This window comes from Halohasta salina (assembly GCF_024178165.1).
Lineage (GTDB): Archaea > Halobacteriota > Halobacteria > Halobacteriales > Haloferacaceae > Halohasta > Halohasta salina.
Genome location: NZ_JAMZIE010000001.1, coordinates 297376 through 321155, shown reverse-complemented (window position 1 = coordinate 321155; position 23780 = coordinate 297376). Strand labels below are relative to the sequence as shown.

General features: G+C 65.1%; 25 protein-coding genes and 1 tRNA gene. 10 read left to right on the top strand and 16 right to left on the bottom strand.

All coding sequences use genetic code 11. The features are described from left to right. Positions 1 to 82: 82 nt before the first annotated feature. From NKJ34_RS15825 to NKJ34_RS01575, 4 genes are all read right to left on the bottom strand, one after another. Positions 83 to 1636 carry an HAD-IIA family hydrolase gene (locus NKJ34_RS15825; protein ID WP_303647400.1) on the bottom strand — a complete coding sequence of 518 codons (1554 nt, stop codon included), beginning with the start codon at positions 1634 to 1636 and terminating at the stop codon, positions 83 to 85. A 309-nt stretch (positions 1637 to 1945) separates the two neighbouring features. Beyond that, complete coding sequence (locus tag NKJ34_RS01585; RefSeq protein WP_253736504.1) at positions 1946 to 2845, bottom strand: glycerophosphodiester phosphodiesterase; 900 nt, start codon at positions 2843 to 2845, stop codon at positions 1946 to 1948. Between the two features lie 48 nt (positions 2846 to 2893). Beyond that, on the bottom strand, positions 2894 to 4126 hold the full coding sequence (locus NKJ34_RS01580) for a CDP-glycerol glycerophosphotransferase family protein (RefSeq protein ID WP_253736503.1): 1233 nt from the start codon (positions 4124 to 4126) through the stop codon (positions 2894 to 2896). Between the two features lie 80 nt (positions 4127 to 4206). Continuing rightward, positions 4207 to 4998, bottom strand: a complete 792-nt coding sequence (locus tag NKJ34_RS01575) for a sugar phosphate isomerase/epimerase family protein (RefSeq protein WP_253736502.1) — start codon at positions 4996 to 4998, stop codon at positions 4207 to 4209. Positions 4999 to 5122: 124 nt separating this feature from the next. Here NKJ34_RS01575 and NKJ34_RS01570 point away from each other — a divergent pair, with 124 nt between their 5' ends. Together NKJ34_RS01570 and NKJ34_RS01565 are read left to right on the top strand one after the other, a co-directional pair. After that, positions 5123 to 6031, top strand: a complete 909-nt coding sequence (locus tag NKJ34_RS01570) for a glycosyltransferase family 2 protein (protein ID WP_253736501.1) — start codon at positions 5123 to 5125, stop codon at positions 6029 to 6031. 48 nt (positions 6032 to 6079) lie between these two features. Continuing rightward, the gene (locus tag NKJ34_RS01565) at positions 6080 to 6697 is read left to right on the top strand and encodes a peptidylprolyl isomerase (protein ID WP_253736500.1); all 618 of its coding nucleotides are present in this window, start codon (positions 6080 to 6082) and stop codon (positions 6695 to 6697) included. Positions 6698 to 6727: 30 nt separating this feature from the next. Here NKJ34_RS01565 and NKJ34_RS01560 read toward each other — a convergent pair whose 3' ends face one another. The 8 genes from NKJ34_RS01560 to ahaH form a co-directional block, all read right to left on the bottom strand. Beyond that, positions 6728 to 8146, bottom strand: coding sequence for an ATP synthase subunit B (locus NKJ34_RS01560; protein ID WP_253736499.1), 1419 nt, complete (start codon positions 8144 to 8146; stop codon positions 6728 to 6730). Next, the gene (locus tag NKJ34_RS01555; RefSeq protein WP_253736498.1) at positions 8146 to 9903 is read right to left on the bottom strand and encodes an ATP synthase subunit A; all 1758 of its coding nucleotides are present in this window, start codon (positions 9901 to 9903) and stop codon (positions 8146 to 8148) included. The genes NKJ34_RS01560 and NKJ34_RS01555 overlap by 1 nt, the downstream gene beginning before the upstream one ends. A 2-nt stretch (positions 9904 to 9905) precedes the next feature. Beyond that, on the bottom strand, positions 9906 to 10232 hold the full coding sequence (locus NKJ34_RS01550) for a V-type ATP synthase subunit F (RefSeq protein ID WP_253736497.1): 327 nt from the start codon (positions 10230 to 10232) through the stop codon (positions 9906 to 9908). Then, a complete protein-coding gene (locus tag NKJ34_RS01545; RefSeq protein WP_253736496.1) occupies positions 10229 to 11275 on the bottom strand; it encodes a V-type ATP synthase subunit C in 1047 nt (348 codons plus the stop codon). Before NKJ34_RS01545 ends, NKJ34_RS01550 begins: the two co-directional genes overlap by 4 nt. Next, entirely contained in the window at positions 11272 to 11853 is a 582-nt protein-coding gene (locus NKJ34_RS01540; RefSeq protein WP_253736495.1) for a V-type ATP synthase subunit E, read from the bottom strand. The genes NKJ34_RS01545 and NKJ34_RS01540 overlap by 4 nt, the downstream gene beginning before the upstream one ends. Positions 11854 to 11874: 21 nt before the next feature. Further along, positions 11875 to 12141: a F0F1 ATP synthase subunit C gene (locus tag NKJ34_RS01535; RefSeq protein ID WP_253736494.1), complete on the bottom strand. Its 267-nt coding sequence runs from the start codon at positions 12139 to 12141 to the stop codon at positions 11875 to 11877. Between the two features lie 204 nt (positions 12142 to 12345). Beyond that, positions 12346 to 14532, bottom strand: a complete 2187-nt coding sequence (locus NKJ34_RS01530) for a V-type ATP synthase subunit I (RefSeq protein ID WP_253736493.1) — start codon at positions 14530 to 14532, stop codon at positions 12346 to 12348. Next, complete coding sequence (ahaH, locus tag NKJ34_RS01525; protein WP_253736492.1) at positions 14519 to 14851, bottom strand: ATP synthase archaeal subunit H; 333 nt, start codon at positions 14849 to 14851, stop codon at positions 14519 to 14521. The genes NKJ34_RS01530 and ahaH overlap by 14 nt, the downstream gene beginning before the upstream one ends. A gap of 130 nt (positions 14852 to 14981) precedes the next feature. Between ahaH and NKJ34_RS01520 the strand changes: the two genes are divergently transcribed. Further along, the gene (locus NKJ34_RS01520) at positions 14982 to 15605 is read left to right on the top strand and encodes a methyltransferase domain-containing protein (RefSeq protein ID WP_253736491.1); all 624 of its coding nucleotides are present in this window, start codon (positions 14982 to 14984) and stop codon (positions 15603 to 15605) included. Here the strand turns inward: NKJ34_RS01520 and NKJ34_RS01515 are convergent, their stop codons facing one another. Then, a complete protein-coding gene (locus NKJ34_RS01515) occupies positions 15606 to 16103 on the bottom strand; it encodes a type IV pilin domain-containing protein (protein WP_256488528.1) in 498 nt (165 codons plus the stop codon). A 41-nt stretch (positions 16104 to 16144) separates the two neighbouring features. Beyond that, complete coding sequence (locus NKJ34_RS01510) at positions 16145 to 17473, bottom strand: DUF7096 domain-containing protein (RefSeq protein WP_253736490.1); 1329 nt, start codon at positions 17471 to 17473, stop codon at positions 16145 to 16147. Positions 17474 to 17852: 379 nt separating this feature from the next. Here NKJ34_RS01510 and ilvA point away from each other — a divergent pair, with 379 nt between their 5' ends. Further along, positions 17853 to 19064, top strand: coding sequence for a threonine ammonia-lyase (gene ilvA, locus NKJ34_RS01505; RefSeq protein WP_253736489.1), 1212 nt, complete (start codon positions 17853 to 17855; stop codon positions 19062 to 19064). Between the two features lie 39 nt (positions 19065 to 19103). Here ilvA and NKJ34_RS01500 read toward each other — a convergent pair whose 3' ends face one another. After that, positions 19104 to 19265, bottom strand: a complete 162-nt coding sequence (locus tag NKJ34_RS01500) for an anaerobic ribonucleoside-triphosphate reductase (RefSeq protein ID WP_253736488.1) — start codon at positions 19263 to 19265, stop codon at positions 19104 to 19106. A gap of 108 nt (positions 19266 to 19373) precedes the next feature. On the opposite strand from NKJ34_RS01500, the gene NKJ34_RS01495 reads away from it, so the two are divergent. The 6 genes from NKJ34_RS01495 to NKJ34_RS01470 all read left to right on the top strand — a co-directional run bounded on the left by NKJ34_RS01495 (position 19374) and on the right by NKJ34_RS01470 (position 23532). Then, entirely contained in the window at positions 19374 to 19754 is a 381-nt protein-coding gene (locus tag NKJ34_RS01495; RefSeq protein WP_253736487.1) for a Rid family detoxifying hydrolase, read from the top strand. After that, positions 19751 to 19957: a DUF7981 family protein gene (locus tag NKJ34_RS01490; RefSeq protein WP_253736486.1), complete on the top strand. Its 207-nt coding sequence runs from the start codon at positions 19751 to 19753 to the stop codon at positions 19955 to 19957. Before NKJ34_RS01495 ends, NKJ34_RS01490 begins: the two co-directional genes overlap by 4 nt. Positions 19958 to 19986: 29 nt before the next feature. Then, positions 19987 to 20067: transfer RNA gene (locus NKJ34_RS01485), tRNA-Ser, on the top strand. Between the two features lie 100 nt (positions 20068 to 20167). Further along, the gene (locus tag NKJ34_RS01480; protein ID WP_253736485.1) at positions 20168 to 20338 is read left to right on the top strand and encodes a hypothetical protein; all 171 of its coding nucleotides are present in this window, start codon (positions 20168 to 20170) and stop codon (positions 20336 to 20338) included. A gap of 369 nt (positions 20339 to 20707) precedes the next feature. Further along, positions 20708 to 22354 (top strand): thermosome subunit beta, encoded by a 1647-nt coding sequence (thsB, locus tag NKJ34_RS01475; RefSeq protein ID WP_253736975.1) that lies wholly within the window; start codon positions 20708 to 20710, stop codon positions 22352 to 22354. A 170-nt stretch (positions 22355 to 22524) separates the two neighbouring features. Beyond that, on the top strand, positions 22525 to 23532 hold the full coding sequence (locus tag NKJ34_RS01470; RefSeq protein ID WP_253736484.1) for an ornithine cyclodeaminase family protein: 1008 nt from the start codon (positions 22525 to 22527) through the stop codon (positions 23530 to 23532). Here the strand turns inward: NKJ34_RS01470 and NKJ34_RS01465 are convergent. After that, the gene (locus NKJ34_RS01465) at positions 23529 to 23741 is read right to left on the bottom strand and encodes a DUF7535 family protein (protein ID WP_253736483.1); all 213 of its coding nucleotides are present in this window, start codon (positions 23739 to 23741) and stop codon (positions 23529 to 23531) included. The two genes, NKJ34_RS01470 and NKJ34_RS01465, sit on opposite strands and share 4 nt — an antisense overlap. Between the last annotated feature and the right edge of the window lie 39 nt (positions 23742 to 23780).

The following is a 23780-nucleotide window of genomic DNA, read 5'->3' as shown; positions in this document are numbered from 1 at the left end:
AATTACGGCAGGCGACTGCAAATAGCATCCACCTGACTAGTCACCCCCAGCCGGTCGACTGACCCCGGCCACTGGCCGCACATTACAGGTCGGTCGACTCCGCTGTCGACATCGTTTCGGCTGGTTCGGCGGACTCGGCGAAGAGTTCACCGACCGATTCGACGACGAGCGAGGGGCGTTGGGCGGCAGTCTCGACGGCCCGCCGGGTGGTCTCACCCGACAGCACCGACACCGATTCACAGCCCAGCCGTTCGGCGAGTTCGATATCCGTCGACAGCCGGTCGCCGACGATGGCGACCTCCGACGTGGCGTACCCCTCCCGCTGTAGGATGTGCTCGACCATCCCGGCCGACGGCTTGCCGAAGACGTGGCTCGGCTCACGGTCGGTCGCGGTCTCGACCAGCGCGGCGATCGACCCGCAGTCGGGGACCAACCCGGCTTCGGTCGGACACACCCTGTCGCCGTGGGCGACGAGGAACTCCGCGCCCTCGCGGATCGCGAGGGTGGCCGCCGCGAGTTTCTCGTAGGTGAGTTCGGTGTCGAAGCCGACGACGACGGTTTCGGGAGCGTCCGCCGTCGGCTCGATTCCGGCGGCCGCAACCGCCTCGCGCATCGCCTCGGTGCCGACGACGTAGCTCGCCTCGATTCCGTTCGTTCGGAGGTAGTCGATCACGCCGTCGGTCGACAGTACGATGTCGTCGGGATCGGCGTCGATCCCCATCGAGGCGAGTCTGTCGGCGTAGGTCGGTTTCCACCGCGAGGAATTGTTCGAGAGGAAGTAGACGTCGACGCCCGCGGCACGCAGTCGGTCGACCACCTCGGCAGCGCCGTCGATGGGCGTCTCGTCCAGATAGATCGTTCCGTCGAGATCGAAGAACACCGCCGCCATCGAGCGGAGGTCGCCGAGCGACGAGAAGGTCCGGTCGGCCGCCAGCAGATCGGCCCGCTCGTCGATCTCGACCCAGTCGGCGCCCTCGATATCGACCGGTCGGACATCGTGGGAACCGCTCGATACGAGGTCGTCGATGGCGAGTTCGGTCCACGCGGTGTACTCGCCGTCGACTTCGATCCGCCGCTCGATCCGATCGAACAGCTTCGCCGAGGTGGCCGCGGAAAACCGGTAGCAATCGATGGACGTCCCGGCGGCGACCTCGTTTTCGAACTGTTTGGAGATCCCAGTGATAGCGCCCGCCTCGTCGACGGTGATCTTCATCGCCTCGGGGTCGTACTGGTCGGTGTCGACCGCGATGGCGCTGTGGTCGTCGACGGCGGCCAGCCGATCGACGACCGCGGGTTCGAAGACCACGTCGCCGTTGCTGAGGACGAACGGCTCGCCGGCGACGGCCTCGCGGGCACAGTACAACGAGTACATGTTGTCCGTGTTGGCGAAGACCTCGTTGTGGATCAGTTCGATGTCGACGGAGAGCGCTACCGAGAGGCGCTCGCAGAGCGCTTCGATCCGATCGGCCATGTGGCCAGTCACTACGTGGACGGTCTCGAATCCCGCCGCGTCGTAGGCTCTGAGCTGGTGTTCGGCGATCGGGACCGCGTCGACGGTCACACACGCTTTCGGCTGATCGATTGTCAGTGGCCGGAGCCGGGAGCCGGTTCCGGCCGCGAGGATAACTGCATCCATGCGTTCGCCACCGGGAGGATCAGGGTCCGCTTCAAAAGTACGGGGGGCAGGCTCACAGCAGACCGGATAAGTAGGCGGTGGCTACTATACAACGTCGGCCGGGACTCCGTACTCGATTCGATGCTATATATACCACGTACGAAAGGCAGCACCTGTTTACGTACTGTATCCCGACCGAGAACTCAGCAGAGTCAGGAACGGCCGTCGTCGATCTATCAGCCCACTGGAGGCAGTCATCGCGCGCGGGCGAGGGTCAGTAGCCGTCGGAACGTCGATCACTGGGTCACGGAGTAGCCGTCGGAGCGTCGATCACCGGGTCACGGATTCGAGGCCGGGCCGCTGGAGGGGGACACAGACGCCGGGGTAGTCGGCGATGATCCCGTCGACGCCCACCGCAGCGAGTGCGGCGGCCTGCTGCCACGTCGTCACCGTCCACGCGTTGACGTTTCGCCCCTCGTCGTGGGCCACTTCGACGAGGTCGATGTCACCGAACGAGCCCGGCACCGGGCCGTCGTCCGGGAGTTCGACGTCGGCCACCATGTTCCACGGCGGGTGGATCGCCTCGACGTCGTACCGACGGCTCAGTTCGAGGCCGGTGTCGACCGAAGCGTGGAACACCGACGCGATCGGGACCGACGGGGCGAGCTCTCGGGTCGCCGCGAGCGCACCCTCGTAGAACGACGAGACCAGCAGGTCGTGACCACCGTCAGTCGCGATATCGAGAACCTGACCGACGAACGGCCGCCAGCGGTCGACGGCCGCATCGAGGGCCGGTCCGTCGAGCGTTTCGGCGAACCGAAGCTCCGTGCTCCCCGGATTTTTCAGTTCGATATTGACAGTCATCTCTCGGGGGATCACTGCTAACACGTCGTCCAACCGTGGGATCGACTGCGTCGTGCCGAGCACGTTGTAGCCCGCGATCCGGTCGTAGGGCAACTCCCAGAGGTCGGTCTCCGCAACCGATGGTGGCGCGTCGGTCAGTCGGGAGAGGTCGTCGTCGTGACAGACGACGATCTCTCCGTCGGCGGTCGGCATCACGTCGATCTCGACGCTCGTCGCCCGGTCGTCTGCCACTGCGGCTTCGACCGCAGCCACCGTATTTTCCGGATACAGCCCGGCGAAACCACGGTGTGCGATCCCGTTCAGTTCGACCGTCGACTGCCCGTCGACCGCGGTCGTCAGCGTCCCCTGCGGGTTCCCGGATCTCACTAGGAGGGGGTTAGGTGACGAATACTTAAATTTCTCTATCAGAACGTTTCAAAATTCGATTAGTTCCGCGGTCGACCTGTCCGAAGAACAGTTAGAACGGTGGCGTCGGCTCTCGGGATCGCCGGAAACCAGCCGCGAAACCGCCTCGGAGACCCGCTTCGACGCCGCTCCGGGCGGAACCGGACAGAACCGCTCGCGGAGCCGTCGGCGTGCAGTCGCATACGGGTCGGTTCCACCGGCTGTCGCCTCGAGTGCCTCAGCGAGCGCCGTCCCGAGTTCGTCGACGTCGGTCGCGATCGGGCCGGGTGTCACCGACTCGTAGTCGAAGTAGAAGCCACGAGCGGCGGTGTAGGCCGATCGGTCGTACGCGAAGAAGACGATCGGCCGGTCGGCGGCGAGGAAGTCGAAGAATACCGACGAGTAGTCGGTGACTAACACGTCCGCATGGGGGAGGACGAGATACGGGTCGACCGAGGCTGGTAGCCAGTGGACTCGCGGATGGTCGGCGACGGCAGTCACCGGCTCGTCAGGGTGGGCCTTGATGTAGAGGTGGGCCCCGCGTTCCTCAAGTAGCTCGCCGACAGCAGCGGTATCGAAGGCATCGACGAACGACTTGCCGTCTTCGCGGTAGGTCGGCAGGTAGAAGACGACCGCGCCGTCGGCAGCTTGTGACTCGATGCGGTCGAGGAGTGACTCGTCGACGGTCAGCCTCGCGCCGTCGATTTCCTCGGCGAAGGCGTCCGCTCGCGGGTAGCCGGTCACGACGAACCGGTCGGGAGCGACACCCAACCCGGAGGCCAGCGGCTCGATGGCGGCGGTCGACGGCGCGGTGACGAGGTCGATCTCGTCGGCCATATACGCGTGACACCGCCGCACGGGCCACGGCTGGTCTGGCCATTCGGCGTCCCACGCGATCGTTTTCAACGGGAGGCCGTGCCAGAGTTGGACGAGTGTGGCTCCCGCAGTACTCCCCATGTGGAGGTCTCGGAGCCCTTGGGTGACGAACACGACCCCGGCCCGGAGGGTGAGGAGGCGGCCACGGATCGAATGGGCGTGGTAGGCCTCGTACCCCTGCTGCTGGAGGGCATCGACGACGTCGTCGTCCGTGCTGAGCCAGACCGGCCGGACCGAGGGCTCGTTGGCGGCCACCCACAGATACAGGTATTTGGCGTTGTCGACGAACCCCGATCCGCCACGCGCGCCGAACACCCAGAGTCGATCGTTGCGGCTCCAGAGCCCCGAAAACCGGTCGACGACCAGATAGACGAGCCACTGCCACAACAGGTCGAGTGACGACCGCCACCTCCGGGAAGGCCACCACCGATCGAAGCACCGACGCCGAAGCCGCGTTACGACCCGCCTCAGGCCGAAAGACACGCGTCGAGTTTCTCCTTACTCAAGCGCATGTAGTCCTTGTCGAAGGTGTAGGCCTCAACGGAGACGGTCCCGTTCCAGCCGTCGACAAGCGGTTCGAGAATCGTCTCGAAGTCGGTCGTCCCGGAGCCAACCGGGACGTGTTCGTCGCGGGCCTCCCGTGCGTCGTTGACGTGGACGTGGGACACCCGCTCGCGGTGGTCGTCGAGGAACGCAGCGGTGTCGGCTGCCGAACAGCCCGAGACGCGTGCGTGGCCGGTGTCGACGGTCAGCGAGGCGTCGGTCTCGGCGAGGATCTCCTCGATACTCCGGATGGTGAACACGTCGTCGGGGAGGTTCTCGACACAGAGCTCGATCCCGTTGGCGGTCGCGTAGGCTTCGAGCTCCCGGACCGAGGCGAGGATGCGGGGTTTGGTCCGCCGCTGGCTCCACTCGGGAGCGGTGGCATGGGTGCTGGCGTGGACGACGGCCTTCTCGGCACCGAGATCCGCAGCCGCGTCCAGACAGGCCCGCAGCTCCCTGATCGAACCCTCGCGGACCTTGTCGCGAGGCGTCCCGAGATCGAGGTCGACGAACGGGAGATGCACCAGACAATCGATCTCGGTCTCGGCGAGGGCGGCGGTGATCGCCTCCCGATCGAGGCCGGTTCGTTCGGAGGCACCGTCCATGTAGAGTTCGATGAAATCGTACCCCAACTCGGCAGCCCACTGGATCGACTCCAGCGGCGTGACCGCTCCGGTGTGAGTCTGGGTGACGAACCCGATTCGCGCGTTGGTCATATAGCTTCGTTATAACGCCACTTACAAAGCGACTCTGCCTTTCTGCCCGAGTGTCGACGCGCCTGACGAGTCCGGTCGCTGTCACTGTCGACGGCCTTACACCCACTGTCGGCGTACATTCAGTATGGACAGACCGCCGACGAGCGTCATTCTACCGACCGTTAGGGAAACTGACGTGGTCGACGAAGTCGCCGACCAGTTGAGCCCTGACGACGAACTGCTGGTCGTCTGTGACAGTGAACGCGATCCGGTCGCGGGCGCGGGCGACTCGTTGCCCGACGGCGTACGATTCCTCGTTGCCGGCGAGCCGGAGGACTGTTCGGGGAAGGCCAACGCCATCGCCACGGCGATGGAGGCCGCGCGCCACGACCGGCTGGTCTGGACCGACGACGACTTTCACCACCCACCGGCGTGGCTTACCGACCTACAGCGCGACTACGAACGGCAGGGACCGACGACGGAGGTGCCGTATTTCGTCGGCCGCGACCCGCTGTCGACGCTCATGGAACCGATGTACGTGATGGGGGCGACCGCGGGACTGACGCTCGTAAACAAACCGTGGGGCGGGGCGGTGATCTTCGAGCGGGACGATCTCGACGAGGCAGCGTTTCTACACGACCTCCGGCGGACGGTCAGCGACGACGGGCTGTTGGGGGCGTATCTTGACGTGACGCCAGTCAAGCGCGTCCGGCGGGTCGAGATCGGCGGCACAGTTCGTGAAAGCCTCGAACGTAACAGCCGGTTCATGCAGATCGTCCGGTACTTCTCGCCGTATCCGAACGTGACTGTCCCGCTGTCGACGCTGTATGTCGCCTGCTGTCTCCTGTTTCCGCTGCCGGCGGCAGTGGCGTCGACGCTGCTGATGGCGGGACTGTATATCTACTTCGGTGTTCGGCGGTGGACCGTCCTGTTGACGTATCCGGCGCTCATCGCTCAGTTCCCGCTGTTGCTCTATGGGTTATCTCGGAGCTTTGTCTGGGGCGGTCGACGCTACCACTGGCGCGGCCGATTCGACGTGGTAGTCGACGGCTAACGACGCCGATCAGTATCGTTATGCTGTTGCTACCGAAGGAGGGAACCGATGACTCACAGCCGACGACGGGTGCTGACGCTGACAGCCGCGGGCGTGGGTGGAGCGCTTGCTGGCTGTCTGGGCGACAGTTCGACCACCCAGACCACCGACTCCGGCCCGCGGACGGCCACACTGAACACGAGTCGGGGTGAGGTGGTAGTCGAACTCTACGGCGACCGCGCACCCCGAACGGTCGAGAACTTCGTCGGCCTCGCGACGGGCGATAAAGAGTGGGTCGACCCCGAAACCGGCGAGACGGTCGACGGCGAACCCTTCTATCGGGATGTCCCGTTCCACCGCGTGATCGAGGACTTCATGATCCAGACCGGCGACCGAACCGGGACCGGCCGCGGCGGGCCGGGCTACCAGTTCGACGACGAGTTCCACGAGGAGTTACGCCACGACGGTGCGGGCGTCCTCTCGATGGCGAACGCAGGGCCCGACACCAACGGCTCGCAGTTCTTTATCACGCTGACTGCAACCCCACATCTCGACGACGTCCATTCGGTGTTCGGACGGGTCACCGAGGGGATGGCTGTCGTTCGTGAAATCGGCGGCGTCGAGACCGATGGGAACGATCGACCGGTCGACCCAGTAACTCTCGAATCGGTAGCGGTCGACGAATAAAAGTGGAAAAACCGAAAGACAGTCGATAGCTTAGTCGGCGGTCGCTTCGACGGCTTCGCCCTCGTCTTCGACGTAGTAGGAGTCGATGAAGTCCTCGTCGATCCGGTTGAGTTCGGCCTTCGGGAGCTGGCTCAGCAGTTCCCAGCCGATGTCGAGGGTGTCTTCGAGCGAGCGGTTCGTCTCGAAGCCCTGATCGATGAACTCGGTCTCGAAGGCCTCGGCGAAGTCGAGATACTTGTTATCCCGTTCGCTGAGTGCTTCACGACCGACAATGTTCACCAGGTCCCGAAGGTTCTCACCCTCGGCGTAGGCGGCGTACATCTGGTTGGCCACGTCGCCGTGGTCCTCGCGGGTCAGGCCCTCGCCGATCCCGTCGTCCATCAGCCGCGAGAGGCTCGGCAGCACGTTGACCGGCGGCTGGACGCCCTGACTGTTGAGGTCACGGTCGACGTAGATCTGGCCCTCCGTGATGTACCCCGTCAGATCGGGGATCGGGTGGGTATCGTCGTCGCCGGGCATCGTGAGGATCGGGAGCTGCGTGACCGAGCCCTCACGACCCTGAATCCGACCGGCACGCTCGTAGAGCGTCGCCAGGTCGGTGTACATGTAACCGGGGTAACCACGTCGACCCGGCACCTCTTCACGGGCGGCACCGATCTCTCGGAGCGCCTCACAGTAGTTGGTCATGTCCGTGAGGATCACCAGCACGTGGTAATCCTTCTCGAAGGCGAGGTACTCGGCGGTGGTGAGCGCGAGCCGGGGGGTGACCGTCCGCTCGACTGCGGGGTCGTCCGCGAGGTTGGCGAAGACCACGGATCGCTCCAGCGCACCGGTGCGCTCGAAGTCGTCCATGAACTCGTTGGCCTCTTCCTGGGTAATCCCCATCGCACCGAAGACCACTGCGAACTCGCTGGCCTCCTCGTCATCGCCTTCCTCTTCTTCGGGCACGCTCGCCTGTCGGGCGATCTGGAGTGCCAGATCGTTGTGCGGCAGGCCGGATGCCGAGAAGATCGGGAGCTTCTGGCCCCGAACGAGAGTGTTCATGCCGTCGATGGCCGAAACACCCGTCTGGATGAACTCCTCGGGGTACTCCCGGGAGTAGGGGTTGATTGCCGCGCCGATGATGTCCTCGCGGGACTCGGGGACGATTTCGGGGCCGCCGTCGATCGGCTGGCCCGTGCCGTCCATGACCCGACCGAGCAGGTCCTCGGTGACGGGCATCTTCAGCGTCTCGCCGAGGAAGCGAACCGACGCCTCGCGGTCGATCCCGCTGGTACCCTCGAAGACCTGAATTGCGACGAGGCCGTCGTTGGATTCGAGCACCTGACCGCGCAGGGTGCGGCCGTCTTCGGTCTCGATCTCGACGATCTCGTCGTAGCCGATCGGCTCGTCGACTTCGGCGTAGACGAGCGGCCCACTGATCTCGTTGATGGTTTGGTACTCTTTCATTAGTACATCCCCCGCAGTTCCTCGGTGATATCCTCTTTGAGCTCTTCGACGTACTCCTCGTAGTCCTCCTGGACGCCGATCCGGTTGATCTGCGGCGTCGACTCCAGGGAGACGAGATCCTCGACCGGCACCCCAGCATCGAGTGCGTCGAAGGCCTCGTCGTTGTACGTTTTGATGGCCGTGAGGATGAGGTAGGTCTTCTCCGGCGGACAGAACGTATCCGTCGGGTGGAAGGCGTTCTGCTGGAGGTAGCCCTCACGCAGGTAGCGAGCGACCTCGAGGGTGAGCTGCTGGTCCTCCGGCAGGGCGTCCTTGCCGACGAGCTGAACGATCTCTTGGAGTTCGGCCTCCTCGTCGAGCACGTCGATGGCCCACTGACGGATCTCCGACCAGTCTTCAGTGACGTTGTCTTCGAACCACGGATCGAGCTGGTCGCGGTACAGCGAATACGACTCGTTCCAGTTGATCGACGGGAAGTGCCGTCGTTCGGCCAAGTCGGCGTCGAGTGCCCAGAACGTCTTGACGATACGCAGGGTGTTCTGGGTGACTGGCTCGGAGAAGTCCCCGCCCGGCGGCGAGACCGCGCCGATGACAGAGACGGAACCGGTCGTCCCGTTGGTGTTCTCGAAGAAGCCGGCCCGCTCGTAGAACTGGCTGAGACGGGCTGCGAGGTAGGCCGGGTAGCCCTCCTCGCCGGGCATCTCTTCCAGACGGGAGGAGATCTCCCGCATGGCCTCGGCCCACCGCGAGGTGGAGTCGGCCATTAGTGCCACGTCGTACCCCATGTCGCGGTAGTACTCCGCGATGGTGATCCCCGTGTAGATACAGGACTCACGGGCGGCGACGGGCATGTTCGAGGTGTTGGCGATGAGCGAGGTCCGGGCCATCAGCGGGTTGCCCGTTTTGGGGTCTTCCAGCTCGGGGAAGTCCTCGATGACCTCGGTCATCTCGTTGCCGCGCTCGCCACAGCCGACGTAGACGACGATGTCGGCGTCGGCCCACTTGGCGAGCTGGTGTTGGGTGACCGTCTTCCCGGATCCGAACGGACCGGGGATCGCTGCGGTCCCACCCTTGGCGATCGGGAACAGGCCGTCGAGGACGCGCTGGCCCGACACCAGCGGCTTCGTCGGCGTCTTCTTCTCGACCGCCGGCCGGGGTTGTCGGACCGGCCACTCCTGGTGCATGGTCACTTCCTCGCCGGAGTCGAGTTCGACGACCGTCTCGTCGACGGTGAACTCGCCGGACTCGATGGCGGTGACTTCGCCGCCCTCGTAGTCCGGCGGCACCATGACCTTGTGTTCGATCGTTACTGTTTCTTCGACCGTACCGACGACGTCGCCGGCACTGACCTCGTCACCGACCTCGACGGTGGGCTCGAAGCCCCACTCCTTGTCGAGGTCGATGCCGGGAGCATCGACACCGCGGTCGAGAAAGGCACTATCCATCTTGTCCTCTAGGACGTCGAGTGGGCGCTGGGTGCCGTCGTAGATGGCATCCAGCATACCGGGGCCGAGGTCGACCGACAGTGGCTCGCCCGTGTTTTCGACGGGTTCGCCCGGGCCAACGCCCGAGGTCTCCTCGTAGACCTGAATCGTCGTGATGTTGCCCTCGATCTCGATGACCTCACCCATCAGCCCTTCCGAACCGACGTAGACGACGTCGTTCATTCGGGCGTCGAGATCGCGGGCGGTGACGACCGGCCCACTGACGCTTTCGATGACGCCGGTTGTGGCGTCCTGTTGCGTTGCTTGACTCATAGTTAGTCTTCGTCCTCCATCAGATCGATACCGATGGCGCGTTTGATCTGTCCGCGTAGTCCACCGCTGCCGGCTCCGCCCCCGAGGGTCACCAGCGTCGGTTCGACGCTGGTCTCGACGGCCTTCCGTGTCCCTCGCGAGAGGTGTGGCATATCATCGTCGTGCATGACAATAATACCCACGTCGTCGTCGGCGAGGACGTCCTCGACGGCGTCGTCGAGCTGTTCGTCCTTCCGGTCGTCGGGGACGTTCTCACAGACGCGGACGCCTGCGAGCCGAAAGCCGGTGGTGAACTCCGGACTCCCGATGACTGCGATTTCCTGGCTCATAGGATCACCAGCTCCCCTTCGATCTCGGCCTCGCTCAGTCCGGCCTCACGGCCGCGAGCGATCGCACGGATGTTTTCGACCTCGCGTTCCTTCATCAGGATGTAGGCGACGACCGGGCAGATCGACAGCGGATACACGTTGCCCAGCCGCCGGGAGTATTTCAGCAACACCGATTCGAGAGCGCGCTCGAAGGCGATGAGGCTGTCGGCGTCCTCCAGTTCGTCCAGCGGTCCCGAGAGCTCACGGCCGTAGCTGCTGTCGCGGATCGTCGAGACCAGCTGGTCGGGGCTCTGGACCAGCCCCTCCAGTTCCCGAGCGTTGAACAGCCGCCCGCCTTCGATGAAGTACTCCGCGGGATCGATGTCCGCACCGCTGCGGGCCAGCCGCAGGGCGTTGCGGGCGTTCCGGAAGTCGATCTCGGCTTCGAGGAACTCCCGGTAGAGATCGATCGCCTCGCTCGACGGGAGGTCGGCCAACAGCTCCTCGTAGAAGGTGCGGTCGACCGCGTTCTCCAGCGGGACCAGCACGTCGGTCTCCTCGAAGTCTTCGAGGGCCGCCTCCAGCGGGTCACCGAAGATGGTGCCGTCGAGGCTCGTGATCACGTCCTCGATAGTCGAGGCCTCCAATAGCCGGTCGAGGAACGACTCGTCGAACTCGCCGGCCCGAATCAGGTCGGTCTCGATCGACTCGCGGTCGGCCCCCGAGTAGACGCCTCGCATGATTGTCTTCACGTTCCAGGCGTCGAACTTCCGGAGATACCGGGCGATCAGGTCGTACATCCGGCCCTCCGAGAAGCCCAACAGGTCGTTGAAGTGTTTGGCGAGGTTCCGGTTCAGCGAGTACTCGATGAGGTCGACGCCGCTGTGTCGGCTCCCGAGTTCGTTGATCTCGCGTTCGTACTCGGATTCCTCCATGTAGCGGGCGATCTCCGAGGGGGTCATCCGGACGAGCTTACGGTACTCGTCGTCGCTGAACAGCGCCGCACGCCGGGCACGGACCCGGGCGTTGACGTACTCCGGATTCGAGCTCCCGGTCGTACTCATTGTTCGAAGAGGAGCGCCGAGATGTCCTTCAACTGGTCGTCCCACACCGACTCAAGCACCGAGTCGAAGGTGTTGTTCACCCGAACGCGGGAGGTCTCGCTTTCGACGATGACGCCGCCGAGGCAGTCGACCGGCTCGCCGACCGAAAAGCCGTCGTACGACGCGAGCAGCTCCTCGAGCAGCTCCTCGTCGTCGGCCCGGCCGTGGACGACGACGCTATCGTCGTCGTCGAACTCGACGGCCGCGGCCTCGATGAGGCTGCCGGTCAGCTCCTCGCGGGTCTCGTCGTCGAGGTCGACCAGCGCCGCCTCGATCTCCTCGTATACCTCTTCGAGGACGTCCCGGCGGGCTTCGAGCCGCTGCTGTTTGGCCTCGAGTTTCGCACTCGATAGCGCCTGGTCGCGCTTCCGGTCGATCTCGGCGTCGACCTCGTCGCTACGGGCGGCCTTGATCTCCTCGGCGTCGGCCTCGGCGGCCGAGACGATCTCCTCGGCACGTTCCTCGGCCTCGGCGCGGATCTCATCCGCACGCGCGCGGGCCTCTTTTTCAATGTCGTCTCTGACTTGTTCCAAACTCATTGGTTGAAAGGAGCGCGTCGCTTACAGCAGGAGGATGACGACCAGCAGCGCGAGAATAACGAGTGTCTCGGGCAGTACTGTCAGGATCAGGCCTCGCGCGAAGAGGTCCTCGTTTTCGGCCATCGCACCGACGGCGGCCGCGCCGATCGCTCGCTGGGAGTAGCCTGCACCGAACGCCGCAAGGCCGACGGCGATCGCCGCCGCACCCAGTTCGCTGAGTGCCGGGCCGCCTGCTTCTCCAGCTTGTAGTACAACATTACCAACCTCTGATGCAAGTTCCAAACTCATATTTTGTGTCTCGTCCGCTATGGTTGCGTTGGCTTGTAGCCGAACAGTTTCTATTTGCCTTCAGGCCCATCATAAAGCTTCCCAAAACACCTGGGCGGAACACTCTATACGGCCGATAACGGCCGATTCGTGCGAAGGCCTCACAGCCGTGGCTCAAGCGGCAATACAAAAGGCTGTGTCGACCGAAACGGGCGGTCGGACCGACTACTCGTCGGTCGTCGTGTAGCTGCGGTCGTAGCCGAACGGGAGGTAGGCCCGGCCGCCGCCCTCGTAGAACTTGCCGAAGAACTCGACGTACTCCAGTCGGACCGCCTGGAGGCCGGCACTCGTGATTCCGAGGGCCAACACCGCCGAGTGGCCGACCAACAACACCAGTAGGCCGGCGATGAAGCCGAGGGTGCCGCCGGGCATGAGCCCGCCGAACATGATCTCGGCGCCCTCGGGGATGTGGTCACTGAGGAAGATGAAGTGGTAGTTGCCACCCTCGTTGTAGGCCCCGAAGACGATCAGGTTGACCGCGAAGGCGGTGCCGGCCTTCGCGAGCAGCACCGCGGCGATACGCGTGTAGGACAGCACGTTCACCAGGATGTTGAGGAACTCGACGGCCTCGATCCACGAGCCGAGCGCGAGCAACACGAGCCCGACGCCGGTGACCGCCAGCCCGACCTGCCCGACGAGGAGCGAAAAGCCCTCGAAGCCGAAGGGGAACGGCGCACCGCTGAACGCCGTAAACAGGAACTCGGGTTTGGCGCCGGCGAACAGATCACTGAAGACGAACAGCCAGAAGCCGTTGAGCATCAGGATCCACGAGCCGCTCTCCAGCAGCGCCTCCTTGAAGCCGTGAATCTCGAAGTCCTCGACGAACGAGAGGATGTAGCCGATGTTGAGGTGGACGACCCCGATCAGCACGCTCACGACGAACCACGCGAGTGCCCACTCGGCGTACTCCGGCTTCAGCCCCTTATGCAGGACCGGCAGGCCGAGGTACGTTGCCATCGGCTCCGACAGCGGGTGGAGCCCGAAGACCTCGTCGTAGAGGATCCCGAAGAAGGCCGTAAAGCCGCCGGCCCAGACCGCGACGCCGCCGATGTCGCTGAGACCACCGTCGTAGTTGCTGTAAAGGTAGTAGCCGATCGCCATATACAGCAGCCCGAAGCCGACGTCGCCGATCATGAAGCCGAACATGAGCGGGAACGTCAGGAACACGAGAAACGTCGGGTCGAACTCGGAGTACTTCGGTTTGGCGACCGCACCGACAAGCACCTCGAAGACCCCCGATCCGCGGGGGTTGTCCTGAACCACCGGTGGCTGGTCGTCGACGGTAACGACACCGCCGTCGGCCCGGGCCTCCTCGGGTTCGCCGCTGCCATCCGCGGCAGCCGGTTCCTCGACCGCTGGGGAATCGCCGCCGGCCGGCGACTGGTCGGCGTCCTCAACGTGGTGGTCGCCGTTGGACTTGAACTGGGCGCGTTTGATCTCGTCGATGTCGAGCGGCCCGTCGACCGCCGCAGTCAGCGAGGATTCGAACGCCTCGAAGCGATCGGTCGGGATCCAGCCCTCGGCGACGAAGGCGTTGTCGGTCGTCGCAAACGACAGCGGTGCCTCCTTCTTTTGGGCCTCGATCGAGAGATGCTCCTCGGCCGACAGCAGGAAACCCGCCTGTTCGGCTCTGAGCTCGTCGAGATCGGACTCGATGGCTTCGAGATCGGAGTCGACGCTGGCCTTCTCGGCCCGGAGTTCCTCGATGTAGGCCTCGGGACTCCCTTCGGCGTCGGGGACCGACAGCGTGGCGAACTCGATGCCGACCAACGCGTCGGCGAGCACGTCACCAGTGGCGTCGGCCGCCGGCTTGGCGAACACCGCGTGGGTGCGGCCCGACGACATGACCTCGAAGACGTCGACCGCATCGCTGTTCTCGAGGGCCGCTTCGACGGCCGTGCGGTCGCCCTCGCCGACGCTGACGACGAGCGAATCGTAGCCACCCAACAGGTCGATGTCGATCCCGAGGTCGACGAGCGGTTCGACGGCGGCGATCTCCTCGTCGAGCTCGCGGCGTCGCGCGCGGAGTTCGCCGCGGCGGTCGTCGAGCTCGTTGACCTGTGCTCTGAGCGATTCGAGCTCGTCGTCGAGGGCCGTCTCGTCGATGACGATCCGCTCGTCGACATCCTCGGCGGCGACGCCGAGCATGTTTTCCAGCGAGCGGACGGTCACGAGCTTCTCGTTTACCTCCTCGGCCCCCTCCAACGAGCGGCCGAGGTCGAACTCCGGCCACGACTCGTCGTACTCCGAGAGATGGAGCAGCCCCATCTCGTGGGTCGCCTCGATGGTCGACTCCAAGACGCGCTTGGAGCCGGCCACCGAGACCTTGCTCATCCGCTCAGGTCTGAGCATCGACGGCCTCCTCGAATCGTTCTAAGGCGAGGTCGACGGCGTCGTCGATCCGGTCGCTGGCGTCGTCGACGAGCGCCCGTCGGGTCTCACGTCCCTCTTCGAGGAGGTCCTCACGGCGGGCCTCGATGTCTTTCTCGGCCTCCGCAAGGCGTTCGGTGGCTCGCTCCTCGGCTTCCTCCCGGGCGGTTTCGCGGATCTCGTCGGCCTCGGCTCTGGCCTCGGCGATCCGCTCCTCGCGGTCGGACTCGGCTTCCGCGATGATCTCGTCGGCCCGCGTTTCGGCCTCCTTGATCTCTTTGAGAACGTCTGGTCTCGGCATACTCACTAATCGTTCGTGTGTGCTGTATCTGCCTATAAGGTGTTTGCGGAACCGACCGGCGACCAACGAGCGCCGGACCGATCAGAAAACCGCACCGTTATTGTCCGGCCGCCCGTACGTGTGGTCGACAATGGGATTCCTCGAGAACAAGGCCCGGGCCCGCCTGTTCTACAAATATCTCTCGCAGGTGTACGACACGATCAACCCGTTCATCTGGAACGACGAGATGCGGGACGAGGCACTGTCGTGGCTCGCAGTGGGGGAGGGCGACCGCGTCCTCGACGTGGGCAGCGGCACCGGGTTTGCCACCGAAGGCCTCCTGGAGTACACCGACGAGGTCTACTGTCTCGACCAGTCGATCCACCAGATGGAGAAGGCCTTCGCCAAGTTCGGCAAACACAGTAATGTCAAATTCCACCGTGGCGACGCCGAACGGCTCCCGTTCGCCGACAACAGCTTCGACCATCTGTGGTCGTCGGGCTCTATCGAGTACTGGCCGAACCCGGTCGACGCTCTCGAAGAGTTCAGACGTGTCACCAAACCCGGCGGGCGGGTACTGGTGGTCGGTCCCGACTACCCCAACTCGGTGCTGATGCAGAAGCTCGCCGACGCCATCATGCTGTTTTACGACGAGAGCGAGGCCGACCGGATGTTCACCGAGGCGGGGTACGACGAGTTCGAACACCACATCCAGCAGGCCAGCCAAGGGAGTCCGAAGGCGATTACGACGGTCGCAGCCGTCCCTGAAGAGTAGCTACGCCTCCGTTTCGAGCCGGATAACCCGTCCAGCGTCGGTCGTCAGTCGCACCGAGACGATCGATCCCGACTCGATCGTCGGGCTGTTGGTGCTCGCGACAGTCAGGCTCGCGGTTTCGCCGGCCGACCACTCGGGATCGCTCGCGGAGTTGAACGGCCCGGTCGGGCCGGGTTCGAACCCGGTCGACGAGAAAAACGGGACCGGCGGCTGGTGGGCCAGTGGTTCGCCGTCTACGAGGATCCGAACCGACAGCGTTCGGACGTCAAGCGTGTCGCCGCTCTCGTGAGTAAACCGCAGCGTGTCGCCGTCGACCGACAGTTCGACCGCCGCTGTCGGCGCGGGTTCGGGGGCGGTGTCGACGCCGACGAGCGCGGTCGCCGCGACGGTCGCGACGACGACGGCCAGCCCGACGACCAGCAGGCTGCCGACGAGCGGCGCGCTGCCACGTGTTGGGTGTCGATGCGGGGACTCGCGGAACGGAACCGGGGGCCACATACGGCCGGCTGCTCCCGGCATGGTACAAAAGTAGTCGTCGACTACTCGCCGGACGCGACCGCCTCGGGCGGTGGTGAAGTGACGTCGACGAACGCCGCGTCGGTGTCACCGCCGAGGACAGTGATCGTAAACGGGCCGCGGGGGCTGAGGAGCCAGAGCGTCCCTGCCTCGTCGGTGGTGCCGACCTGCTGGCTTTCACCGCCGTTCTGGCCGACGGTTACCGTCGCATTGACCGGCTCGCCAGTGTCGGCGTCGGTGACGGTGAGCCGAAGCGGGCCGCCAGCGTAGGTCTGATCGGCAGTCACGTTGAGTCCGTCCTGCTGTTTCGTCGTCGTCTCGCCGGTAGTGACCATCGACAGCGGGAGCCGCTGGTGTTCGATAAACCGCTGTTCGGTCGGGCCGTCGATGAAGCTCCGGAGTTCGCCGCCGCTGAACTCGACGCCGACCATCACGACGGATCCGGGCCCATCGGAGCTCCAACTCGTCCCGCGGTCCCAGAGGATCGGATACTCGGTCTGGATGATCTCGATCGCCCGGTCGGCCGATACCTCACCGGCCGTCTCCCCGCGGAGGCCACGACGCTGGACCTCCCGGAGGTACTGGTCGTCGTCGACTGCCGCGAGGGTGATCGCCCCGCCACCGGTCTCGACCAACACCCGGTCGGGCGGCGTTGCCCCGCGGAGGATGTCGGCCGCGTGGGCGCGGACCGGCCCTTCGAGCATCCGGAGGTCGTACTCGATCGCCCGGAACCGGTCGGTCGAGATCGGGTTCGAATCGAGGGCGGTAGCCTGCGATTCGAGCATCTCGGCGCGATCCCTGAGCCGGTCGGCCGTCAGGTGGATCGTCGCCAGTTCGGTGACGTACTGGCGGGCGGTCGTCTCTCCGGTGCCGAACTCGCGGGTCGCGGCCCGTTCTCTGGTTTCGAGCCGGTCGACGTCGGCTTCGACGGCGGCGAGTTCCTCCTCGAGGCGGATCTCACGTTCGCGACCGTCGAGGGCCTCGAGTTCGCGTTCGATCGTCCGCGTGACGAGCCGGTTGGTCGTCGTGTCGGTATCGAACCCCGCTGCAGGCCCCAGATCGGCGTGCTGCCGGTCGACGCCGCTGCGGTCGATCGTCTCGGCGGGGATCCACAACACGTTCGTCATCCCCGGAGCGGCCGCAGCATCGCCGTCGAGTTGGGCGGTGTACGTCGACCGCCGGTCGGCGGTGGCCGACTGGGTGCCGACCGGCTGGCTATCGGTCGTCACGGAGTCCGTCGGGCTGCCGTCGGCCGCCGCAACGCCGGCGGTGTCTGTCACTGGGGCGGCCACGCCGACAACCAGCACGGCCGCCACCAACAGGGCAACCACCACGAGCGGGAGCCGTTTCATTCGTAGGGAGTCTCTCGCCCGGATGAACAAAAACCCATCTACCGGACCGGCGTCCACCGACCAGTAGTCACCGCCTACCGGCCGATGGACGGTCGACGGTAGCGGGGTAGTAACCTCCTACTGGTCGGCTATCGCCGACGCCTAGCCGACTGCATCGATCCCCCAGTCCCGGCGGACGGCGGCGATGACGACCGGCATTCGACCGTCTGACGCCGGCGTTGAGGGCGGCGCAGTCATGCGTTTTTTACTTTCACTCCGCGTGGCGTACGTTTATGTATACAGCATCCGTTATGCCAGTTGCACGTCACACGCGTGCATTCCCCAATTCCCCCTCGACACCCACCGAAATCCCTTAGCGGCCGCCACGGCGAGAAGGAGTATGCTTTCGCTCTCGGCGATCGAAGCGGCCGCCGACCGGGTGTCGGCCGTCGCCCGGCGGACGCCCCTAGAATACTCCCATACCTTCTCGGAGCGGACCGGGGCCGAGGTCTTTCTGAAACTGGAGAACATGCAGCGCACCGGCGCGTTCAAGATCCGCGGGGCGACAAACCGGATCGCCACACTGTCGGACGCCGAACGGGACGCCGGCGTCGTCACCGCCAGCGCCGGCAACCACGCGCAAGGGGTCGCGCTCGCGGCCACGCGAGCGGGCGTCGACTCGAAGATCGTGATGCCGGAACACGCACCGATCTCGAAGGTGAAGGCGACCCGCTGGTACGGTGGCGAGGTCGTCCTCGACGGCGTCGACTACAGTGAGGCCCAGACGCGAGCCCACGAGATCGAACACGAGGAGGGTCGGACCTACGTCCATGCCTTCGACGACGAGGCAGTGATGGCCGGCCAGGGAACGATCGGCCTCGAAATCCTCGACCAACAGCCCGACGTCGAGACCGTCGTCGTCCCCATCGGCGGCGGCGGGCTGATCGCCGGAATCGCTACGGCGATCAGATGCCAGCGGCCCGACGTCCGGATCATCGGCGTCCAGGCCGAGGGGGCCGCCAGTGTGCCCGCGTCGCTCGAAGCCGGCGAGATCCGTACCCGAGAGCGCGTCGACACCGTCGCCGACGGGATCGCCACCCGGTCGGTCGGCGAGCAGACCTTCGAAGTGATCGAAGAGCGGGTCGACGAGGTGGTCACGGTCTCCGACGAGGAGATCGCCCTCGCGGTGACTCTCCTCTTAGAGCGGAGCAAGACGCTCGTCGAGGGTGCGGGCGCGGTCGCGCTGGCGGCGGTGTTGGAAGCGCGGTTCGACTACGCGGACGGGGAGGTGATCGTCCCGGCACTCTGCGGGGGGAACATCGACATGAACGTGTTGACGACGGTGATCCTGCGGGGGATGATCCAGATGGGCCGGTATCTGAAGATCACGACCGTCCTCAAGGACCAACCCGGCGCACTACAGGGCTTGATCGGGATCATCGCCGCCCACGGGGCCAACATCTACGCGATCCACCACGAGCGGGCCTCCCGAGAGATCGGGATGAGCGACACCGAAGTCGAGATCGAGTTGGAGACCCACGGCCCACAGCACGCCGCCGACCTGCTAGACGAGTTGGAGTCTGCCGGCTACGAGGTCGACGTCATAAAGTAGACGGTGACTATCGGGAGGTCGTCATACAGTAGGCGGTGCCTACTGCCGGTTGGTCACGTCCGTACTCCCACACTCCGGACACTGGGTGATCCGGCCGAAGGGTGGTGCGCTGATCCGGTTCCACGCGTCGCTTCCCGAGGCTGCCGTGTAGCCACACTGTCGGCACACCGAGCTTGAGTCGCTGTCGGTCGTGATTGCCATGATTGATCATGTGGTGGCGACTCGAATAACGGTTTTTCAGCCACGCGGAGTGGTCGACACTCGGACCGATCAACGGGGACTTATGCCGTGGGTGGCCCACCCATGGGTATGAAGCGGACGATCAGCACGGATGCGGCACCGGCGGCTGTGGGGGCGTACAGTCAGGCGACGACCGACGGGTCGACGCTGTATACGGCGGGGCAGATCCCACTGACGCCTGACGGCGAGTTGCTCGCCGACCGCTCGGTCGCCGAGCAGACGAAACAGGCGCTGGATAACGTGGTTGCGATTCTGGAATCGGAGGGACTCGGTGCCGGCGACGTGTTGAAGACGACCGTCTATCTGGCCGACATCGAGGATTTCGAGGCGATGAACGACACCTACAGCACGTATTTCGACGCCGAGCCGCCGGCCCGGAGCGCGGTCGAGGTGGGGTCGCTGCCGAAGGGCGTCGACGTTGAGATCGAGGCCGTGGCGACGTTCTCGTGAGACGGCGAACCAAATCGAGCCTGCTGTGGGGGGCGATCGGTGCGCTGACGTTCCTCGTGCTCGCACAGGGGTACCGTATCGTCGGCGGCCCGCTGCCGACGGGCTATCTCGGGATGGTCGTGATCGGACTCACGATCGGCGGCACCGTCGGGACGGTGTCGTATCTGGCCGAGCCGTGGCTGGCCGCGAAGGGAAGGACTTAAAATCGCCAGCAGGCTATGAGCGTATGCAAGCCAGGATGGCCGAGTGGTAAGGCGCACGCCTGGAAAGCGTGTTCCCTTTGGGATCCGGGGTTCAAATCCCTGTCCTGGCGTTTTTACGACGAACAACACCGCCGAGCGAAGCCGATCGGTCGACCACGAGTTTCCTCTTCCGGGGGAAGGTTCATTACCATGGGTGGTGTTAGCATAACTATGCCTGACACCAAAGCGGGCCGCGAACGAAAGGGCCGGAACAAGCGCGCACAGTTGGAATCGGAGCTCAACAGCCGCGAACGGGAGCTCCTCGACGAACCTGCCGAGCCGCCGGAGCCCGAGGGCGTCGACAGCGAGTTCCTGACCGACCCCAACGAACTCGAAAGCTGAGCGTCGCGCTCTTTTTCGGAGCTTGACCGGAGCCAGTGGACACGCTCCGGTCGCCGTCGACCGATGACATCCAGTGGCAATGCTCCGGTCGCCGTCGACCGATGGCATCCAGTGGCAACGCTCCAGCCGCCGTCGACGACCGACCTGTGCTCGATATATAAACGACCGACCAAGACGCGGTGAATCACGGATCAGACGTATGTTAGCGGGCCACATGAATTGCATAGATCGTACAGCCCTCCCCCAGTTTGAGACTGTCGACGGGGGATCGAGGGCGACGGGCTGCCGTCGCGCAACCACAGCTTTTATATAGAATCACAAACAATCAGTCGGTGTACTATGAGCCAGCGAATGCAGCAGGGACAGCCGATGATCATTCTCGGAGAGGACTCTCAGCGCGTCCAGGACAAGGACGCCCAGCAGTACAACATCTCTGCGGCCCGCTCGGTCGCCGAGGCCGTACGCTCGACACTCGGGCCGAAGGGGATGGACAAGATGCTCGTCAACTCGATGGGCGACGTCACCATCACCAACGACGGGGTGACGATCCTCACCGAGATGGACATCGACAACCCGACCGCCGAGATGATCGTCGAGGTCGCCGAGACACAGGAGGACGAGGCCGGCGACGGGACGACGACCGCCGTCGCCATCGCGGGCGAGCTCCTGAAGAACGCCGAGGACCTGCTGGAACAGGAGATCCACCCGACGGCGATCATCAAAGGGTTCCACCTCGCCAGCGAGAAGGCCCGCGAGGAAGTCGACAACATCGCCGAGCCGGTCGACCCCGACGACGAGGAGCGTCTCAAGAAGGTCGCCGAGACCTCGATGACCGGCAAGGGCGCGGAGCTCGAAAAGGACGTACTGGCCCAGCTCGTCGTCGACGCGGTCCAGCAGGTCACCGTCGAAGCCGACGACGGCAGCCACGTCGTCGACCTCGAAAACGTCAAGATCGAGACCCAGACCGGCCGCTCGGCCGGCGAGTCCGACCTACTGGTCGGCGCGGTTATCAACAAGGACGCGGTCCACGACGACATGCCGTCGTCGATCGGCGACGCCGACACGCTGCTGCTCAACGAGGCCATCGAGATCGAGGAGGCCGACGTCGACACCCAGGTCTCCATCGAGACGCCCGATCAGCTCCAGAACTTCCTCGATCAGGAGGAAAAACAGCTGAAACAGAAGGTCGAAAAGATCGTCGACAGCGGTGCTGACGTGGTCTTCTGTCAGAAGGGGATCGACGACCTCGCCCAACACTACCTCGCCAAGGAGGGCATCCTCGCCGTTCGCCGGACCAAGAAGTCCGACATCAAGTTCCTCAAGAACGTCCTCGGCGGCTCGGTCGTCTCCGACATCGACTCCCTGACTGCCGACGACCTCGGCGAGGGCTCGGTCGAGCGCGACGACGAGGACGAGCTGTTCTACGTCGAGGGCACCGGCGACGAGGTCCACGGCGTCACGCTCCTGCTCCGCGGCTCGACCGACCACGTCGTCGACGAGCTCGAACGTGGGATCAACGACGCCATCGACGTCGTTTCGGCGACCGTCTCCGACGGTCGTGTGCTCGCAGGCGGCGGTGCCCCCGAGGTCGAACTCGCCTCCCGGCTCCGCGATTACGCGGACTCGGTGTCGGGCCGCGAGCAGCTGGCCGTCGAGGCCTTCGCTGACTCCCTGGAGCTCGTTCCGCGTGTCCTCGCGGAGAACGCCGGCCTCGACTCGATCGACCTGCTGGTCGACCTCCGTGCGGAACACGAGGGTGGCGACACCCACGCCGGCCTGAACGCCTTCACCGGCAACGTCGAGGATACCTACGATGCGGGTATCGTCGAGCCGGCCCACGCCAAAGAGCAGGCGCTGTCCTCGGCCACCGAGGCCGCGAACCTCGTGCTGAAGATCGACGACATCATCGCCGCGGGCGATCTGTCGACCGACAAAGGCGACGACGAGGGCGGTCCCGGCGGTGCCGGCGGCATGGGTGGCATGGGCGGTATGGGTGGCATGGGCGGCGCTATGTGAAAGTCAGGTCACTGACTTTCCCACATGCCACCGAGCTTCGCTCGGTGACGCCGATGTAAACGCGGGCCACAGCCACACCCCGTCCCCGTACCGCGCGACAATCGACTCGTTTTTTCGCCGACGGCGAAGCCTTCCCAACCGGTTAATATCGCGGCCGCCAAGCGGTCGGCATGCAGACGCTACTACTCGATAGCGACGACGTCCGGGCGAACGCGCCGACCGACCGACTGATCGCGGCCGTCGAGGCCGCCTTCGAAGCCGACCAGCGGGGCGACACCCGGATGCCGGCGAAATCCTACGTCGACCTCCCGCAGTACAACGGCGACTTCCGGTCGATGCCGGCCTATCTCCGCGTCCGCGACGACGACGGTGAGGGGTGGGACGCAGCCGGCGTCAAATGGGTGAACGTCCATCCCGACAACCGGGCCGACCACGACCTGCCAACGGTGCTCGGGACGATGATCTACTCGGATCCGGAGACGGGCGTCCCGCTGGCGATCATGGACGGCCGCGAGCTGACGATGCTCCGGACCGGCGCGGCCGCCGCGGTCGCTACCGACCACCTCGCAATCGAAGGGGCCTCCTCGTTGGGCATCGTCGGCGCGGGCGTCCAGTCGTACACCCAACTCGAGGCCATCGCTGCCGTGCGGCCGATCGAGGAGGTCGTCGTCGCCGACGCCGACGCCGAGCGCGCGGCCGCCTTCGTCGAAGCCTTCGCCGATCGCTTCGAGATCCGGGCCGGCTCGATCGCCGAGGCCGCTGCGTGTGACGTGCTGTCGACTGTCACGCCGGTCGAGTCGCCGATCGTCGACCGCGAGGCGGTCGGCGACCACACCCACATCAACGCGATCGGTGCCGACGCCGCGGGGAAACAGGAACTCGATCCCGAAATCCTCCGGGCGGCCACACTCGTGATCGACGACCACGAACAGACGACCCACTCCGGGGAGATCAACGTCCCCTACAGCGAGGGGACGATCACCGACGCCGACATCCACGCCTCGATCGGCGAGATCGTCGTCGGCAACGCGGAAGGCCGAACCGCCGCCGACCGCATCACCGTCTTCGACTCCACCGGACTGGCGATTCAGGACGTCGCCGCCGCCCACGTCGTCTACACGCGGTCGACCGAGCAGGGCAACGGCACGCCGTTCGACCTGCTCGGGTTGGCCGACTAAGTCGACTCCTGCCGGCCGCCGAGGGCCGCTGCGAGCTTGCCGAGGCCGACGATCGCCAGCGCCAGCGGAATCAACGGGAACAGCAGTGTGAAGACGCCGAGAAACAGCACCCAGCCGAGAAGATCCATCCCAGTGTCGTCGCGACTACCGTAGCCGGGAGTAACCGTTCTGTACGTCGATTCGAGGACGCCGGTGTCGGTATCACGCATACCCTACACTACGTGCCGAGACAAGATAAACGTCTAACA

What these genes read in the sequence shown, in the direction of transcription:
- NKJ34_RS15825 (WP_303647400.1), bottom strand. Translation starts at nt 1,636, where the DNA reads ATGGATGCAGTTATCCTCGCGGCCGGAACCGGCTCCCGGCTCCGGCCA.
- NKJ34_RS01575 (WP_253736502.1), bottom strand. Translation starts at nt 4,998, where the DNA reads ATGACCAACGCGCGAATCGGGTTCGTCACCCAGACTCACACCGGAGCG.
- NKJ34_RS01570 (WP_253736501.1), top strand. Translation starts at nt 5,123, where the DNA reads ATGGACAGACCGCCGACGAGCGTCATTCTACCGACCGTTAGGGAAACT.
- NKJ34_RS01565 (WP_253736500.1), top strand. Translation starts at nt 6,080, where the DNA reads ATGACTCACAGCCGACGACGGGTGCTGACGCTGACAGCCGCGGGCGTG.
- NKJ34_RS01560 (WP_253736499.1), bottom strand. Translation starts at nt 8,146, where the DNA reads ATGAAAGAGTACCAAACCATCAACGAGATCAGTGGGCCGCTCGTCTAC.
- NKJ34_RS01555 (WP_253736498.1), bottom strand. Translation starts at nt 9,903, where the DNA reads ATGAGTCAAGCAACGCAACAGGACGCCACAACCGGCGTCATCGAAAGC.
- NKJ34_RS01550 (WP_253736497.1), bottom strand. Translation starts at nt 10,232, where the DNA reads ATGAGCCAGGAAATCGCAGTCATCGGGAGTCCGGAGTTCACCACCGGC.
- NKJ34_RS01545 (WP_253736496.1), bottom strand. Translation starts at nt 11,275, where the DNA reads ATGAGTACGACCGGGAGCTCGAATCCGGAGTACGTCAACGCCCGGGTC.
- NKJ34_RS01540 (WP_253736495.1), bottom strand. Translation starts at nt 11,853, where the DNA reads ATGAGTTTGGAACAAGTCAGAGACGACATTGAAAAAGAGGCCCGCGCG.
- NKJ34_RS01535 (WP_253736494.1), bottom strand. Translation starts at nt 12,141, where the DNA reads ATGAGTTTGGAACTTGCATCAGAGGTTGGTAATGTTGTACTACAAGCT.
- NKJ34_RS01530 (WP_253736493.1), bottom strand. Translation starts at nt 14,532, where the DNA reads ATGCTCAGACCTGAGCGGATGAGCAAGGTCTCGGTGGCCGGCTCCAAG.
- ahaH (WP_253736492.1), bottom strand. Translation starts at nt 14,851, where the DNA reads ATGCCGAGACCAGACGTTCTCAAAGAGATCAAGGAGGCCGAAACGCGG.
- NKJ34_RS01520 (WP_253736491.1), top strand. Translation starts at nt 14,982, where the DNA reads ATGGGATTCCTCGAGAACAAGGCCCGGGCCCGCCTGTTCTACAAATAT.
- NKJ34_RS01515 (WP_256488528.1), bottom strand. Translation starts at nt 16,103, where the DNA reads ATGTGGCCCCCGGTTCCGTTCCGCGAGTCCCCGCATCGACACCCAACA.
- NKJ34_RS01510 (WP_253736490.1), bottom strand. Translation starts at nt 17,473, where the DNA reads ATGAAACGGCTCCCGCTCGTGGTGGTTGCCCTGTTGGTGGCGGCCGTG.
- ilvA (WP_253736489.1), top strand. Translation starts at nt 17,853, where the DNA reads ATGCTTTCGCTCTCGGCGATCGAAGCGGCCGCCGACCGGGTGTCGGCC.
- NKJ34_RS01500 (WP_253736488.1), bottom strand. Translation starts at nt 19,265, where the DNA reads ATGGCAATCACGACCGACAGCGACTCAAGCTCGGTGTGCCGACAGTGT.
- NKJ34_RS01495 (WP_253736487.1), top strand. Translation starts at nt 19,374, where the DNA reads ATGAAGCGGACGATCAGCACGGATGCGGCACCGGCGGCTGTGGGGGCG.
- NKJ34_RS01480 (WP_253736485.1), top strand. Translation starts at nt 20,168, where the DNA reads ATGCCTGACACCAAAGCGGGCCGCGAACGAAAGGGCCGGAACAAGCGC.
- thsB (WP_253736975.1), top strand. Translation starts at nt 20,708, where the DNA reads ATGATCATTCTCGGAGAGGACTCTCAGCGCGTCCAGGACAAGGACGCC.
- NKJ34_RS01470 (WP_253736484.1), top strand. Translation starts at nt 22,525, where the DNA reads ATGCAGACGCTACTACTCGATAGCGACGACGTCCGGGCGAACGCGCCG.
- NKJ34_RS01465 (WP_253736483.1), bottom strand. Translation starts at nt 23,741, where the DNA reads ATGCGTGATACCGACACCGGCGTCCTCGAATCGACGTACAGAACGGTT.